Origin of the sequence: Microbacterium sp. SL62 (assembly GCF_026672635.1) — a bacterium.
Lineage (GTDB): Bacteria > Actinomycetota > Actinomycetes > Actinomycetales > Microbacteriaceae > Microbacterium > Microbacterium testaceum_A.
Genome location: NZ_JAPPRM010000001.1, coordinates 2,635,862 through 2,650,607, shown reverse-complemented (window position 1 = coordinate 2,650,607; position 14,746 = coordinate 2,635,862). Strand labels below are relative to the sequence as shown.

The window sequence follows — 14,746 nt, the reverse complement described above, 5'->3', positions numbered from 1 at the left end:
GGTCGGGTGAGCACATGATCGAGTTCTCGGCCGTCTCCAAGGTCTTCCCCGACGGCACCCGCGCCGTCGACGACTTCCACCTCGTCATCCCCTCGCGCAAGACCACGGTCTTCGTGGGCTCGTCCGGTTGCGGCAAGACGACCTTGTTGCGGATGATCAACCGCATGGTCGAGCCCTCGTCGGGCACGATTGCCATCGACGGTGCCGACATCGGCGGCAAGCCCGCGGTGCAGCTGCGTCGCAGCATCGGCTACGTCATGCAGAACTCGGGTCTGCTGCCGCACTTCACCGTGGCCGACAACATCTCGACCGTCCCCGTGCTCCAGGGCCAGAGCCGCAAGGCCGCCCGCACGCGTGCCCTCGAGCTCATGGCGACCGTCGGTCTCGACAGCGCCATGGCCGACCGCTATCCGAGCCAGCTCTCGGGTGGACAGCAGCAGCGCGTGGGCGTGGCCCGCGGTCTCGCCGCCGACCCCAACATCCTGCTCATGGACGAGCCCTTCGGTGCCGTCGACCCGATCGTGCGCGACGAACTGCAGCAGGAGCTCATCCGGCTGCAGAGCGAGATCGGAAAGACCATCGTCTTCGTCACGCACGACATCGACGAAGCGTTCCTCCTCGGCGACCAGGTCGTCATCCTCGAGAAGGGCGCGAAGATCGCCCAGGTCGGCACGCCGAGCGAGATCGTCGAGAACCCCGCCAGCGACTTCGTCGCGAGTTTCATCGGAGCGGTGAAGGGAAAGCGCGCGCTGCACCTGAAGCAGACCCCGACCGGGACGGTCGTCGTCGATGCCGAGGGTCGCACGCAGGGCGCGCTGAGAGACGAGCCGTTGCCGTGACCTGGCTGATGGGGAACTTCCCCCTCGTGGTGGACCTGACGCTCAACCACATTCGGCTGAGCATCATCCCCATCGTGCTCGGCTTCCTGATCGCGATCCCGTTGGGGCGATTGACCCTGACCGGTCGATTCGCCCGCGGAACCGTCATCACCGCCATGAGCCTGCTCTACACGATCCCCTCTCTTCCGCTGTTCGTCATCCTCCCGGCCCTTCTCGGGACGAAGGTGCTCAGCGACACGAACCTGATCGTGGCTCTGACCATCTACGCCGTTGCCATCATGGTGCGAGCCACCTCCGACGCCTTCTTCTCGGTTTCGGCCGATACGAAGCAGGCCGCGACGGCTATGGGCTTCTCCGCCTGGCGGAGGTTCTGGCAGGTCGAGTTCCCCCTCGCCGGGCCGGTGATGCTGGCGGGGCTGCGAGTCGTGTCCGTGTCGACTATCGCCCTGGTCTCCGTCGGTGTGCTCATCGGCTCCGAGAACCTCGGCTACCTCTTCACCAACGGCAAGCAGCGCAACAACCTCGAGGAGGTGGGCGTCGGCATCATCGCCACCCTGCTCATCGCGCTGCTGTTCGATCTCATCCTGGTCGCGCTCGGGCGCATCCTCATGCCGTGGGTCCGTGTCGACCGGGCTGCGCGCCGACGCAGCAAGCGCACCACCGCCCTCGCCCCCATCGCGGCGGGCGACAGCACGGTGGCCGGCTCGGAGGGGCGATCGTGAACCTCTTCCTGAACGCCTTCGCGTGGATCTTCGACCCCCAGAACTGGCAGCCCGGCGGCATCTCGCCCCTACCGATCCAGGATCGCCTGCTCGAGCACCTGCTCTACACGGCCATCGCCGTCATGATCGCCGCGGTCATCGCCCTGCCCCTCGGGTTCTACATCGGGCACACGGGCAAGGGACGGCAGTTCGTCATCGGCTTCACCGGCGCCATGCGCGCCCTGCCCACGCTGGGCGTGCTGTTCTTCCTCACGATGGTGCTCGGCTCGCTCGTGAAGGGTGCCTCGGGGGTGTTCTGGGGCACGATCGTCGCCCTCGTCATCCTCGCGATCCCGTCGATCCTCGCCGGTTCCTACGCCGGTCTCGAGTCGGTCTCACGCCCGGCGATCGATGCCGCCCGCGCTCTCGGTATGACCGAGATGCAGATTCTCACCCGCGTCGAGATCCCCCTCGCTCTTCCGCTGATCATCGGCGGACTCCGAGCCGGAACTCTTCAGGTCATCGCGACGGCGGTCATCGCCTCGTACGCCGGCTTGGGCGGTCTGGGACGGATCATCAGCAGCGGAATCGGTCTCAACGATTACGACCGCATACTCGGCGGCGCCATCCTCGTGACGGTGTTCGCCCTTCTGGTAGACGCGTTGTTCGCACTGGTGCAGCGCGTCACCCGAGTGCCCGGAGCCGACAACGGCGACCGGGGACTCAAATCCCGTCGACGGGCGTCCCGTCCCGAGACGGTGGTGGAAACACCAACCCGAGAGAGGAATGTCACAGCATGAGCATTTTCAGTAAAGGCCGGGTCGCCTTCGGCGTCGTCGCGGTCGGGGCCGTCGTGGCCCTGGCAGGGTGTTCGCAGGCGGATCCCACCGCTCCCGACACCGGTGATGCCGGTGGCGGCGACTCGAGCCAGATCGTCGTCGGCTCCTTCGCGTTCCCCGAGAGCGAGATCCTCGGCGAGATTTACGCCCAGGCGCTCAAGGCCAAGGGCTTCGACGTCCAGACGAAGTTCAACATCGGCCCCCGTCAGCAGACGATCCCCGCCCTCCAGGACGGCTCGATCAACCTGATCCCCGAGTACAACGGCAACCTGCTCGCGTACTACGACACCGCCTTCACGCAGCGCACCACCGACGACGTCGACGCGGCCCTCACGGATGCCGTGGCCAAGGACAACCTGACCGTCTACAGCTCCGCCGCAGCCGAAGACAAGGACGCCTACGTCGTCACCCAGGCGTACGCCCAGGCCAACGGCCTGACCTCGATCGGCGACCTGTCGAAGGTGCAGCCGTTCAGCCTCGGCGCCAACCCGCAGTTCGCCGAGCTCGGCTACGGCATCCCGGGTCTGAAGTCCGTCTACGGCGTCAGCGACGTCACCTTCGTGCCCTACGAGGACTTCGGCGGCCCCGACACGGTCAAGGCGCTCACCGACAACACGGTTCAGGTCGCCGACATCTACACGACCTCGCCGGCGCTCAAGGCCGAGAACCTCCTCGTCCTGAAGGACCCCGAGAACCTCATCGCCGCACAGAACGTGCTCCCGCTGCTCAGCAAGTCGATCGACACGCCTGAACTGAAGGACGCGCTCGACGCCATCTCGGCGAAGCTCACGACCGACGATCTCATCGATCTGCGCGATCGCGTCGAGGGCAGCGAGCAGGCCTCGGCCAGCACGGCCGCCGCCGACTGGCTCAAGAACGCCGGTCTGCTCTGACCCGCACCCCTGCACCGACGACGAAGGCCGTCCCGTTCCGGGGCGGCCTTCGTCGTCGGTGAGCAGACCGGTGGATGCCGGCACCCCGGCGCGCGCGATCGCCTCGGGCACCGCGTAGCCTGGGACGGATATGGCACATCTGCTCGGGGGCGAAGCCCTGCACCTGGAATACCCGACCAAGGTCGTCTTCGACTCCGTCTCGCTCGGCGTGAACGAGGGCGATCGCATCGGGATCGTCGGCCGCAACGGTGACGGCAAGTCGAGTCTGCTCGGCATGCTCGCCGGTATCCGCGAGCCCGACGGCGGGCGCGTGACCGTGCGCGGCGGGGTGACCGTCGGCGTGCTCGACCAGCAGGACACCCTCGACGACGACGACACCATCGGCCACGCGGTGGTCGGCGATCGACCCGAGCACGAGTGGGCGGGCGACTCCCGTACGCGCGACGTGATCGCGGGCCTGCTCGGCGATCTGCCCTGGGACGCCCGTCTGGGGGACCTCTCGGGTGGTCAGCGGCGCCGTGTCGCGCTGGCCAAGCTCCTGTCGGGCGATTGGGACGTGCTGTTCCTCGACGAGCCCACCAACCACCTCGACGTCGAGGCGATCACGTGGCTCGCGGGTCACCTCAAGAAGCGGTGGGCGCCCTCGGCCGGCGGCCTGCTCGTCGTCACGCACGACCGGTGGTTCCTCGACGAGATCTGCACCGCGACGTGGGAGGTGCACGATCGGATCGTCGAGCCCTTCGAGGGCGGCTACGCGGCGTACATCCTGCAGCGCGTGGAGCGCGACCGGCAGGCGGCATCCATCGAACAACGCCGTCAGAACCTGGCCCGCAAGGAGCTCGCGTGGCTGCGCCGCGGGGCGCCGGCGCGCACGTCGAAGCCGAAGTTCCGCATCGACGCGGCGAACGAGCTCATCGCCGATGTGCCCGAGATCCGCGATAAGGTCGCCCTGCAGTCGCTCGCGGTCGCCCGCCTGGGCAAAGACGTCGTCGACCTGCTCGACGCGGGGGTCACCTTCGGCGACAAGACGGTTCTGAAGGACGTGGAGTGGCGGATCGCGCCGGGGGAGCGCACCGGCATCCTGGGCGTGAACGGTGCGGGCAAGTCCACGCTGCTCAGCCTGGTGACCGGCTCCCTCGAGCCCACCAGCGGCCGCGTCAAGCGCGGCAAGACGGTCAAGGTCGCCACCCTCACCCAGCGCCTCGACGAGCTCGACCAGCACCTGAACGACCCCGTGCGCGTGGTCATCGCCGGGTTGCGCACCACCTACGCGTTCGGCGCCGGCTCGAAGTCGCAGGAGCTCACCCCTGGGCAGTTGCTCGAGCGCCTCGGCTTCTCGAGCGCGCAGCTCTCGACACCGGTGAAAGACCTCTCGGGTGGCCAGAAGCGGCGCCTGCAGCTGCTGCTCGTCATCCTCGATCAGCCGAACGTGCTGATCCTCGACGAGCCCACCAACGACCTCGACACCGACATGCTCGCGGCGATGGAAGACCTGCTCGACTCGTGGTCCGGCACCCTCATCGTCGTTTCGCACGATCGCTATTTCCTCGAGCGCGTCACCGACCAGCAGTACGCGATCCTCGATGCCAAGCTCCGTCATCTTCCCGGGGGCGTGGACGAGTACCTGCGTTTGAGGGCGCTGCAGGATGCCGAACCCTCGCGGTCCGCGACGTCCTCCGGTGCCTCCGCGACCCCGGGCCTGCAGGGCGCCGAGCTCCGCGCCGCGCAGAAGGAGGCGTCCGCCGTCGAACGCCGTATCGAGAAGCTGCAGCAGCAGATCGACAAGGCGAAGGCGGCGTTGGCCGACCACGACCAGGCGGACTACGAGGGGCTCGGCAAAGAGATGCAGCGCATCTCGGCCCTCGAGGGCGAGCGCGACGAACTCGAGATGACCTGGTTCGAGCTCACCGAATCCATCGGCTGAGCCCTCGGGACGCCGCGACGGCGAACGGCCCGTCCCCCGGAGGGAACGGGCCGTGCTCGATCGACGATCAGCGCACCGACACGAAGATCGGGTTCGTGTAGAGCCACGTGTCGAGCCAGGGGTTCCCCTGACCGGCCGCGTGCGGCTGCGGGGCCCGCGGGTCCACGTCCGCCCCGCGCGGGCCGGTGCCGTGCACCTTGCCGTCGCTTCCGCGCACGCGCACGTAGCCGTCGACGTCGGCGGTGCCCACCGGGATAACGATCTGGAACGCCGAACCGCTGCGGTCGCTCACGTCGCGCAGCTCGATGACGCGGGTTCGGGGAGCGACCATCGTGTCGCGGTCGCTCGCGGCGCCCGTGATCTCGCCGCGGATCACGTCGAGGTGCGCGAGACGGGGCAGGATGCCGGCGGAGTTGCGCTCCGTGGTGGGCTCGACGTCGATGACGATCTCGATCTTCGTGCCCGTCGGTACGCGCAGGGTCCCGCCGAGTGTGGCGGTGTTGGCGGTGTCGTCGGCCGCGCGCAGGGTGACCGCGAGTCCGGCGACGAGGTGCCCGTGGTCGACCCACATGCGTCCCGCGCGCACGGCGTCGAGGACGGCGGTGTGCGTCTTGTCGGCGGCGCCGACGTGGGTGCGGCTGAACTCGCCCGGCCACAGGTCGCTGCCGCCCTGCGGGGAGGCGGTCGACACGGGGTCGGGTCGGCGACCCGCGCGGTTGAAGTTGGCCAGCGTGGCCCCGTTGTCCCACCCCGAGCCGGTGGGGAAGTCGCCCACGCGGGTGTTGTCGAAGTTCTTCAGGTGCAGGTCGCTGTTCGTGGTGATCCACCAGCGCCGGCCCTCGCTGAGCAGAGCGTCCCACATGCCGCCGACGACCGCGGTCATCCAGTCGAATCCGCCGTGCGCCCGGTACGCGCTCGTGGGGAATCCCGGGAACGAGTAGTCGCTGCGGGAGTTCTCGTACTCGCCACGCTGCGAACGGTCGGTGGTGTTCGCCGCGAGACCCGAGGCCTGCGCCCCCGGAGCCCCCTCGAAGCCCACGAAGACGTCGGGGTCGGCATCCTGCCACGCGCGCAGTTCGCCGGGGGAGTCGATGCCGAGTCGGCTGGGATGGTTGGCCAGGACGAGCACGTCGTCGACCACGCCCGCCTTGCGCTGCTGGCCGAGCCACGAGATCCCGTCGACGGCGTGCTGCAGCCAGTCGGCGGCGTCGCTCGTGTTGGGTCGGGGCTTCTCCCACTGGTTGAGCTTGCCGTCGTAGGTCAGCTCGAAGTGGCGCAGCACCTCGGTCACGCGAGGGCCGGGGGCGACCAGCACGGTGCCGTGCTCGGCGGCCGGGATGTACCACTCGAGGCCCTGGAAGACGAGGAGATCGGGTCGGGCGGTTCGCGCCGCCTCGATCTCGCGCGCCGCGTTGAAGACGCCGCCGACGTTCGCGTGACCGACGTTGCTGTGCTCGGTGAAGGCGATGGCATCCACCCCGAAACGCTGCGCCTGGTCGAGGATCGTCGTCATCGCGTACTTGGCGTCGTGCGAGTAGACCGAGTGCACGTGATGGTCGAAGACGAGCCAGCGCAGGGCCTTTGGGTCGGTCACGGCCGTGGGCGTGGTCGCGGCCACGGCGCTCGCGGCGGCTGCGGGCCCGAACGACGACGCGGCGGACGCGGTCGTGACCGCGGCGGCGGCTGCGGCGAGGAAGGTGCGGCGGGAGAAGCCGGAAGGGGTGTGAGAGGGCATCGCAGACTTTCGTGAGAGGGGTCGCCGGGAACGTAGGGGCCGCGGATGAATCGCGGGTGGACGCGCGGTGATGTTGACGTCACCATCCGTTCACCCGGTGGACCGCACGGTGCGGCACAGTCCGTTCGACCTCACCACCCGATCGAGAGCAGCCATGTCGTCCACCCCCGTGCCCACCCGCCTCCTCCCTTTCGCCGCAGCCGCGGTCCTCGTCACGGGTCTCGTGCCGCTCGGTGCCCTGGCCGCGTCCGCGGCGAGCCCCCTCGTGCTGCGGGATGCCGCGGGCACGGCCGTCTTCTCGGGTGACGCCGCCGCGTATCCCTCCTTCGGCACCGCGACCTTCGCCGACGGCTGCCCCTCCGGAACGAGCGATGGGGCGCGCCTGTCGGTGGCGGCCGGAGGCAGCACCGTCGTCGTCTCGGCGACCGTGCCGGTCACCGCGGGCGCGGCGGTGAGCGTCCCGATGGGCTCCTCGTTCACGGCGGTCGTTCCCATGGGCACGACGAGCGCGACCCTGAGCCTGGAGTGCCTCGCGCTGTCGTCCGGGGTGCCCTCGTCGATCCTCCCCGTCGCCAGCCTGCCGGTCACCCTGTCCGCATCGGGTTGGGCGGTCCCCGGTCAGCCGAGCCCCTCACCGACCACGTCGCCGACCGGCCCCGCGCCGTCCCCGTCGGCCTCGGGATCGGCCGCCCCGACCCCGCGGCAGCCGCCTCGGCCACCCCTGGCCCCTCGACCTCGGCCACCCCGGTTGCGGCCGCGGCCTCCGGCTCGGACCTCGCGGTCACGGGTGCACAGGTGGCGCGCGTTGCGGGCGTCGGCGCCGTGCTCGCCGTCGCCGCCGGTCTCGTGTTCCGTGCGCGCGCTCGTCGTCGCACGGCGGCGCAGGACTGATCGCCCGTCCGCTCGGGGTCGTCGCTGCTGCGGCGGCCCCGTCGCCGTCAGTGGACCGCGTACTCCAGCACCACGATGAAGACGCCGAGGCAGGCGGTGGCGAAGGCGCCGAGGAGTCGGACGGGGATCGACGCCTTTCGCCGGGCGTACGCGCCGTAGCCGAGCAGGGCGAGCACGGCGAAGGTCGCCCACATGCACAACTCGAACGCGTCGCTCACCGAGACGCCGGTCATCCCGGCCCAGACGAGCACGAGGATCGAGGGGATTGACGCGTAGAGCATCCCCGCCCCGTGCCGCATGCCCTCGCGGGTCGCGCGGCGGAGCCCGTGGGTGGCGTGCTCGGTCAGGGTGTGCGCGAACACGTGCGCGATGAAGAAGACGACGAGCGACAGCGAGGCGCTGCCGATCACCTCCCACACGTTCTCGGTGTGGTCGTCGGCGATCGAGACGAACGCCGCGAACACGATCAGGCCGTAGATCGCCGCGGGGGAACGGAAGCGGACGCCGAACCACGCCCGGACGCGCGCCCAGCGCGACAGCGACTCCGCCGGCGCGCTCACGCGTCGAACCCCAGGCTCAGTTTGCGCAGCAGGGTGGCGAGTCGTTCGCGGTCGCCGCGCGAGAGTCCCTCGAGCAAGAGGGCCTCGGCGTCGACGAGGCGGGTGATCGCGGCATCCACCCGTACTCGTCCGTCGTCGGTCAGCGTCACCAGAATGCTCCGTCCGTCTCCGGGGTCGGCCTCGCGACGCACGAAACGGCGGGCGACGAGACGATCGATACGGTTCGTCATCGTGCCGCTCGAGACGAGCGTCTGCTGCAGCAGCTGCTTCGGGCTCAGCTGGTACGGCTCGCCCGCCCGGCGCAGCGCCGAGAGTACGTCCCACTCCCACGACTCGATGTCGCTGCGGCGGAACGCCTCTTTGCGGGCGAAGTCGAGGTGTCGCGACAGGCGTGCGACGCGCGAGAGCACCTCGAGGGGCGAGAAGTCCAGATCGGGGCGCTGACGCATCCACGCATCGACGATGCGGTCGACTTCGTCGCTGTCCCGGGTCACGGTCTCATTATGTCGAGTGCTCGGCAGGTCGGTCGGCGCGCGCGGGCGGGCGGAACGCCCGGCGTCCGGGTCTGGCAGACTTGACCGGTGCCCTCGGGCACGGTCCGCCGTGGTGTAACGGCAGCACGACAGCCTTTGGAGCTGTTAGGTCCAGGTTCGAATCCTGGCGGCGGAGCATGACATCACCGACCGAGTTGGCCGTCGTCGTCCTCGCTGCGGGTCAGGGAACGCGCATGCGCTCCCGCACACCGAAGGTCCTGCACCCGGTCGGCGGTCGCCCGCTCGTCGGCCACGTGCTCGACACCGCGGCATCCCTCGATCCGGCCCGCATCGTCGTGGTCGTGCGTCACGAGCGCGAGATGGTCGCCGAGACCGTGGCGGAGCTCGCCCCGGGCGTCGTGATCGTCGATCAGGACGAGGTGCCCGGCACGGGTCGCGCGGTCGAGGTCGCCCTCGACGCGCTGGACAGCTTCGAGGGCGATGTCCTCGTGCTCAGCGCCGACGTGCCGTTGCTCGAGACCGGCACGCTCACCGAGCTGCTCGCGACCCACCGCAGCGGCGGCACCGCCGTCACCCTGCTGAGTGCGCGGGTCGACCAGCCCTTCGGGTACGGCCGGATCCTGCGCGACGAGACCGACGGCGTGCGCCGCATCGTCGAGCAGAAGGACGCCACGGCCGACGAGGCCGCGGTCACCGAGATCAACGTGGGGGTCTACGTCTTCCGGGCCGGTCCGCTGCGTGCGCAGCTCGCCCTCGTCGGGACCGCGAACGCCCAGGGCGAGAAGTACCTCACCGACGTGGTCGGGCTCCTGCGCGACGCGGAGATGGGGGTCGCGGCGTCCGTCACCGGCGATGCGTCCGCCGCACTCGGCGTGAACGACCGTGTACAGCTGTCCGAGGCCGGGCGCACGCTCAACGCGCGCACGGTGCGCCGCTGGCAGCTCGAGGGCGTCACGGTCGTCGACCCGGCGACGACGTGGATCGACGTGACCGCGACCCTCGCCCCCGACGTCACGATCCTCCCCAACACGCACGTGCGCGGGGCGACCGTCATCGCCTCGGGCGCCACCATCGGCCCCGACACGAGCCTCGTCGACTGCGAGGTCGGCGAGAACGCGACGATCACCCGCACCGACGGCACCCTCGCGGTCGTCGAGGCCGGCGCCACGGTCGGCCCGTTCGCCTACCTCCGCGCGAACGCGCGCGTCGGCGTGAACGGCAAGGTCGGCACCTTCGTCGAGGTGAAGAACTCCTCGATCGGCGAGGGGAGCAAGGTCCCGCACCTGTCGTACATCGGCGACACCGAGATCGGACGCGGCGTCAACCTCGGTGCCGGTGCGATCACGGCGAACTACGACGACATCGCCAAGCACCGCACCGTCATCGGCGACGAGGTCCACAGCGGATCGCACAACGTCTTCGTCGCGCCGGTTACGATTGGAGCGGGCGCCAAGACGGGTGCCGGCGCGGTGATCCGCAAGGATGTCCCGGCCGGTGCGCTGGCGCTCAGCGTGGCACCCCAACGCAACGTCGAGGGGTGGGTCGAGAAGAACCGACCGGGCACCAGAGCGGCCGACGTGGCCGCTCAGGCTCGGGCTGAACAGGAAGCGGCCGATGGCTCGTAAGAAGAATCGTGTAGACCTCGACCGCGACAACGGCATCGCCCCCGGGCTCGTCGCCAAGACCAAGAAGCGACTCGTCGTCGCCTCGGGCCGCTCGCACCCCGAACTCGCGAAGCAGGTGGCCGAGCACCTCGGCACCGAGCTCGCCCCCACCGAGCACCGCACCTTCGCTTCGGGTGAGATCTACACCCGCTTCGAGGTGTCGATCCGCGGCTGCGACGTGTTCGTCGTCCAGTCGTTCGGTCCTCCGGTCAACGAGTGGCTCATGGAGCTGCTCATCATGCTCGACGCCCTCAAGCGGGCCTCGGCCAAGCGCATCACGGTCGTCGCGCCGTACTTCCCGTACTCGCGTCAGGACAAGAAGGGCCGCGGTCGCGAGCCCATCAGCGCCCGCCTGGTCGCCGACCTGCTCAAGACCGCGGGTGCCGACCGCATCATGAGCGTCGACCTGCACGCCGCGCAGATCCAGGGCTTTTTCGACGGTCCGGTCGACCACCTGTTCGCCAAGCCGGTGCTGCTCGACCACTTCGAGCGGGGCCTCTCCGCCGAAGACCGCGAGACCCTCACCGTCGTGTCGCCCGACATGGGCCGCGTGCGCGTGGCCGACACCTGGTCCGACAGCCTGGGCGCCCCCCTCGCGATCATCCACAAGCGTCGCGACCCGAAGGTCGCCAACCAGGTCTCGGTGCACGAGATCGTCGGTGACGTGAACGGCCGCACCTGCCTGCTGGTCGACGACATGATCGACACCGGCGGCACCATCCAGAAGGCCGCTCAGGCCCTCAAGGCCTCGGGCGCCCGCAAGGTCATCGTCGCCGCGACCCACGCGATCTTCAGCGACCCGGCCACCCAGCGTCTGCAGGACCCCGCGATCGACCAGGTCGTCGTCACCGACACCGTGCCGATCTCGGCCGAGCGTCGGTTCGAGCGTCTCGAGGTGCTGCCGATCGCGCCCCTGCTCGCGCGCGCGATCCACGAGGTCTTCGAGGACGGCTCGGTCACGAGCATGTTCGGCGGCGACGCCTGACCACCGCCGTTCCGTTCGCATCCGGCCGTCTTCCCCAGGGGGAGGCGGCCGAATGCGTTCCGTCCGAGGGTCGATTCTCGAGGCAGGCCCCTCCGGCGGCGTCCGTCCTCGCACAGCTCGCACAAAAGAATGAACCCGGTGGCGGCCAAGGTCGTGTCCCTACCGTGAGCACGTACGCGCCGCGAGGCACGACCGAAGGAGGACCCTCATGATCCGCACCACAGCCGTACCCCGTCCCGTCCGCATCGGCACCGCTCTGCTGGGTGTCGCCGGCATCGCCACCCTCGCCGGGTGCGCCGGCGGCGCGACCACCGGCGACGCCGCCCCCGCCGACACCGCGGCCCCCGCCGCGAGCTCGGCCCCCGCCACGACCTCGGATGCCGCCGCCGGTGGCTCGACCGCGTCGGGCACCTACAAGGACGGCGAGTACGAGGCCACCGGCCAGTACGCGACGCCCGAGAGCGTCGAGACCATCGACGTCACCCTCACGATCGCCGGCGACACCGTGACCGCGGTGAAGGTGACCGGCGACCCGCAGGCCGCGGAGTCCAAGCGCTACCAGGGCGAGTTCATCGGCGGCATCCAGAGCGAGGTCGTGGGCAAGAAGCTCGACGAGATCTCGGTCAGCAAGGTGGCCGGTTCCTCGCTCACGAGCGGCGGCTTCAACAAGGCCGTCGACTCGATCAAGTCCGAGGCCAAGGCCTGACAGCCATGAGCACGCCGCTCGCCACGGGGTCGATCTGGACCTTCGACGCGATCGGTACGTCGTGGGCGATCGAGACGGCGCATCCGCTGCCCTCGGTCGCCCGCGACGCGGTGTCGACCCTCATCGAGCGGTTCGACCGCGAGTGGTCGCGATTCCGCGACGACTCTCTCGTGTCCTCGCTCGCCGAGGGGCGTACCGCGTCGGTTCCCGCTCCTCGAGACGCGGATGCCATGTTCTCGCTCTACCGCGAGCTCGATGCGGCGACCTCCGGTGCCGTCAATCCGCTCGTCGGCGACGCGTTGGCGCGCCTGGGGTACGACGCCCGGTTGACTCTCGCTCCGTGGGGAGCGCCGCAGCCGGCGCCCACCTGGAGCGAGGTCCTCACGTGGGACGACGACCACGTGCGGGTCACCGCTCCCGCCACCATAGACGTCGGAGCGCTCGGCAAAGGGCGACTGGTCGACCTGGTGCTCGACGCGGTGAGATCCCACGTGGACGGCGACGCCGTCGTCGACGCGTCGGGAGACCTCGCCGTCCGCGGGGCGCCCGTGCGCGTCGGTCTCGAGCACCCCTACGACCCGACCCGCGCCATCGGCGTGGTCACCGTGGCGGGCCGGTCGCTCTGCGCCTCGGCCATCAACCGCCGCGCGTGGGGGGACGGTCTCCACCACGTCCTCGACGCCCGCACCGGTGCGCCCGTCCGGGCGTACGCCGCCACGTGGGCCCTCGCCGAGACGGCGATGCGCGCCGACGCCCTGGCTACCGCGTTGTTCTTCGACGGTGGGCCCGAGTTGGCGGCATCCTGGGACGCCGAATGGGTGCGCATGCGCACCGATGGCCGCGTCGAGTGGTCTCCCGGCTTCTCCGGCGAGATCTTCTCCTGAGCCCGTCCTTCCCATCCCCCCCGTTTCGCCTCCTCTGAAGGGTTCCCCCATGAGCACCACGCTCACCGCCGGTTCGACCCGCGTCCTCGGCCTCATCGGTCGCGTCTCGATGTACCGGCTCGTCATGGCGTCGCTCGGTCTTCTCGCCGTCTTCTCGCTCGTCCTGTCGTTCGCGGGCCTGGTGGTCCCGCAACCTCTGGCGATCGTCGCGAGCGCCGTGGTGCTCGCCGCCGCGTGTGCCCTCGCGGATCTCGTCGCGCAGAGTCTGCTCCGGATGCCGCGACGCCTGGAGTCCTCACTGATCACGGCCGGGATCCTGTTGTTCGTCCTGCGTCCGTCGGTGGAGCCGATGGGCCTGGCCGGCCTCGCTCTCGCCGGTGTCGTGGCATCCGCCTCGAAATACGTGCTCGCCTGGCGCGGTCGGCACATCTTCAACCCCGCCGCGACCGGCGCGACCGTCTTGACGATCGTGAGCATCTGGGCGCCCGACCTGGGGTCTTCGGCGTGGTGGGTCGGTTCGCCGTGGCTCGCGGCACCCGTCCTGGTGCTGGGAGTGCTGCTTCTGCTCCGCACCGACAAGTTGCCGATCGTGGTCGTCTTCTGGGTCGTCGCGATGGCTGTCGCCTTCCTCCGCACGAGCGTGCAGTTCCAGGCCGCGGGATTCCCGGTCGATGTGCCGAGCGTGCTGCTGCAGGTGGCGTTCTCCTCGCCCTTCCTGTTCCTGGGCGCGTTCATGCTGTCCGAGCCCCTGACCCTTCCGCCCCGTCGCGTGCAGCAGTATCTGGTGGCGATCGTCGTCGGCGTCCTGGCCGGGTGGCCGCTGCCGGTGGGCGAGATCACGCTCGGTCAGGAGCGCGCGCTGCTCGTCGGCAATCTGCTCGCCTTCCTGTTCTGCCTGCGCGCGGCCGTGCGCCTGCGCGTGGACCGTCGGCGCGATGTCACCCCGACGGTGCGCGAACTCTCGTTCCGGGCCGCCCGGCCCTTCTCGTTCCACCCCGGGCAGTACCTCGAACTCGACGTCCCGCACCGCCGACCCGACGCTCGGGGAACGCGCCGCGAGTTCTCGATCGTCTCCGCCCCGGAAGACCTGCCCGAGGTGCGGATCGCCTTCAAGGACGGTTCGCAGTCGTCGTACAAGCGGGCCCTGGCCGCCGTCGAGCCGGGGGCGACCCTCGCCGTCACGGGGGTGTGGGGCGACTTCGTGCTCCCCTCGCGGCCGACCTCGCCCGTGCTGCTGGTCGCGGCCGGGATCGGTGTGACCCCGTTCGTCTCGCAGCTGCGCCACCTCGTGGCGACGAACCAGGACCGTGACGTCGTTCTCGTGTACGTGGTGTCCGAGGCGTCCGAGCTCGCCTTCCGCGACGAGATCGCCGCCGCGGGGATCCCCGTGATCGTCTTCTCGCGCGACGAGCCGCGCGATCTGCCCCAGCGCTGGGTGTGGGCCGGACCGGATCGAGTGGATGCCGAGGCGCTCCTGCGGACCGTCCCCGACATCGCACAGCGCGCCGCGTACGTCTCGGGCCCGCCGCGACTGATCTCGGCGCTCGCGCCCGCCCTGGGCAAGGCGAGGTCGCTGACGACGGACGCGTTCGCGGGGTACTGAAGCGGAAGGGTGGCGGGGAAGGGCTCGA

At 70.1% G+C, this 14,746-nt stretch carries 15 protein-coding genes and 1 tRNA gene; 12 read left to right on the top strand and 4 right to left on the bottom strand.

The features are described 5' to 3' along the window. Nucleotides 1-14 precede the first annotated feature (14 nt). The 5 genes from OVA26_RS12685 (at nucleotide 15) to OVA26_RS12665 (ending at nucleotide 5,196) form a co-directional block, all read left to right on the top strand. Complete coding sequence (locus OVA26_RS12685; protein WP_268104302.1) at nucleotides 15-839, top strand: ABC transporter ATP-binding protein; 825 nt, start codon at nucleotides 15-17, stop codon at nucleotides 837-839. Continuing rightward, nucleotides 836-1,561, top strand: a complete 726-nt coding sequence (locus OVA26_RS12680) for an ABC transporter permease (RefSeq protein ID WP_268104300.1) — start codon at nucleotides 836-838, stop codon at nucleotides 1,559-1,561. Before OVA26_RS12685 ends, OVA26_RS12680 begins: the two co-directional genes overlap by 4 nt. Continuing rightward, nucleotides 1,558-2,340 (top strand): ABC transporter permease, encoded by a 783-nt coding sequence (locus tag OVA26_RS12675; protein WP_268104299.1) that lies wholly within the window; start codon nucleotides 1,558-1,560, stop codon nucleotides 2,338-2,340. Before OVA26_RS12680 ends, OVA26_RS12675 begins: the two co-directional genes overlap by 4 nt. Further along, complete coding sequence (locus OVA26_RS12670; RefSeq protein ID WP_268104298.1) at nucleotides 2,337-3,272, top strand: ABC transporter substrate-binding protein; 936 nt, start codon at nucleotides 2,337-2,339, stop codon at nucleotides 3,270-3,272. Before OVA26_RS12675 ends, OVA26_RS12670 begins: the two co-directional genes overlap by 4 nt. Nucleotides 3,273-3,402: 130 nt before the next feature. Beyond that, nucleotides 3,403-5,196: an ABC-F family ATP-binding cassette domain-containing protein gene (locus OVA26_RS12665; protein WP_268104297.1), complete on the top strand. Its 1,794-nt coding sequence runs from the start codon at nucleotides 3,403-3,405 to the stop codon at nucleotides 5,194-5,196. Nucleotides 5,197-5,263: 67 nt separating this feature from the next. Here the strand turns inward: OVA26_RS12665 and OVA26_RS12660 are convergent, their stop codons facing one another. Beyond that, nucleotides 5,264-6,931 (bottom strand): PHP domain-containing protein, encoded by a 1,668-nt coding sequence (locus tag OVA26_RS12660; protein WP_268104295.1) that lies wholly within the window; start codon nucleotides 6,929-6,931, stop codon nucleotides 5,264-5,266. Between the two features lie 90 nt (nucleotides 6,932-7,021). Continuing rightward, on the bottom strand, nucleotides 7,022-7,426 hold the full coding sequence (locus tag OVA26_RS12655) for a hypothetical protein (protein WP_268104294.1): 405 nt from the start codon (nucleotides 7,424-7,426) through the stop codon (nucleotides 7,022-7,024). 30 nt (nucleotides 7,427-7,456) lie between these two features. Between OVA26_RS12655 and OVA26_RS12650 the strand changes: the two genes are divergently transcribed. Then, nucleotides 7,457-7,822 carry a hypothetical protein gene (locus OVA26_RS12650; RefSeq protein ID WP_268104292.1) on the top strand — a complete coding sequence of 122 codons (366 nt, stop codon included), beginning with the start codon at nucleotides 7,457-7,459 and terminating at the stop codon, nucleotides 7,820-7,822. Between the two features lie 47 nt (nucleotides 7,823-7,869). On the opposite strand, the gene OVA26_RS12645 is transcribed toward OVA26_RS12650, so the two are convergent. After that, nucleotides 7,870-8,382, bottom strand: a complete 513-nt coding sequence (locus tag OVA26_RS12645) for a hypothetical protein (RefSeq protein WP_056228662.1) — start codon at nucleotides 8,380-8,382, stop codon at nucleotides 7,870-7,872. Beyond that, nucleotides 8,379-8,831, bottom strand: a complete 453-nt coding sequence (locus tag OVA26_RS12640; RefSeq protein ID WP_056229771.1) for a MarR family winged helix-turn-helix transcriptional regulator — start codon at nucleotides 8,829-8,831, stop codon at nucleotides 8,379-8,381. Before OVA26_RS12640 ends, OVA26_RS12645 begins: the two co-directional genes overlap by 4 nt. 148 nt (nucleotides 8,832-8,979) lie before the next feature. Here OVA26_RS12640 and OVA26_RS12635 point away from each other — a divergent pair. From OVA26_RS12635 to OVA26_RS12610, 6 genes are all read left to right on the top strand, one after another. Then, nucleotides 8,980-9,051: transfer RNA gene (locus tag OVA26_RS12635), tRNA-Gln, on the top strand. Nucleotide 9,052: 1 nt separating this feature from the next. Then, nucleotides 9,053-10,501: a bifunctional UDP-N-acetylglucosamine diphosphorylase/glucosamine-1-phosphate N-acetyltransferase GlmU gene (glmU, locus tag OVA26_RS12630; protein WP_268104291.1), complete on the top strand. Its 1,449-nt coding sequence runs from the start codon at nucleotides 9,053-9,055 to the stop codon at nucleotides 10,499-10,501. Beyond that, entirely contained in the window at nucleotides 10,491-11,525 is a 1,035-nt protein-coding gene (locus OVA26_RS12625; protein ID WP_268104290.1) for a ribose-phosphate diphosphokinase, read from the top strand. Before glmU ends, OVA26_RS12625 begins: the two co-directional genes overlap by 11 nt. Before the next feature lie 208 nt (nucleotides 11,526-11,733). Next, nucleotides 11,734-12,231: an FMN-binding protein gene (locus OVA26_RS12620; RefSeq protein WP_074696781.1), complete on the top strand. Its 498-nt coding sequence runs from the start codon at nucleotides 11,734-11,736 to the stop codon at nucleotides 12,229-12,231. 5 nt (nucleotides 12,232-12,236) lie between these two features. Beyond that, nucleotides 12,237-13,115: an FAD:protein FMN transferase gene (locus OVA26_RS12615; protein ID WP_074696783.1), complete on the top strand. Its 879-nt coding sequence runs from the start codon at nucleotides 12,237-12,239 to the stop codon at nucleotides 13,113-13,115. A gap of 49 nt (nucleotides 13,116-13,164) precedes the next feature. Continuing rightward, a complete protein-coding gene (locus OVA26_RS12610) occupies nucleotides 13,165-14,718 on the top strand; it encodes an FAD-dependent oxidoreductase (protein ID WP_268104288.1) in 1,554 nt (517 codons plus the stop codon). The last annotated feature ends 28 nt before the right edge of the window (nucleotides 14,719-14,746 follow it).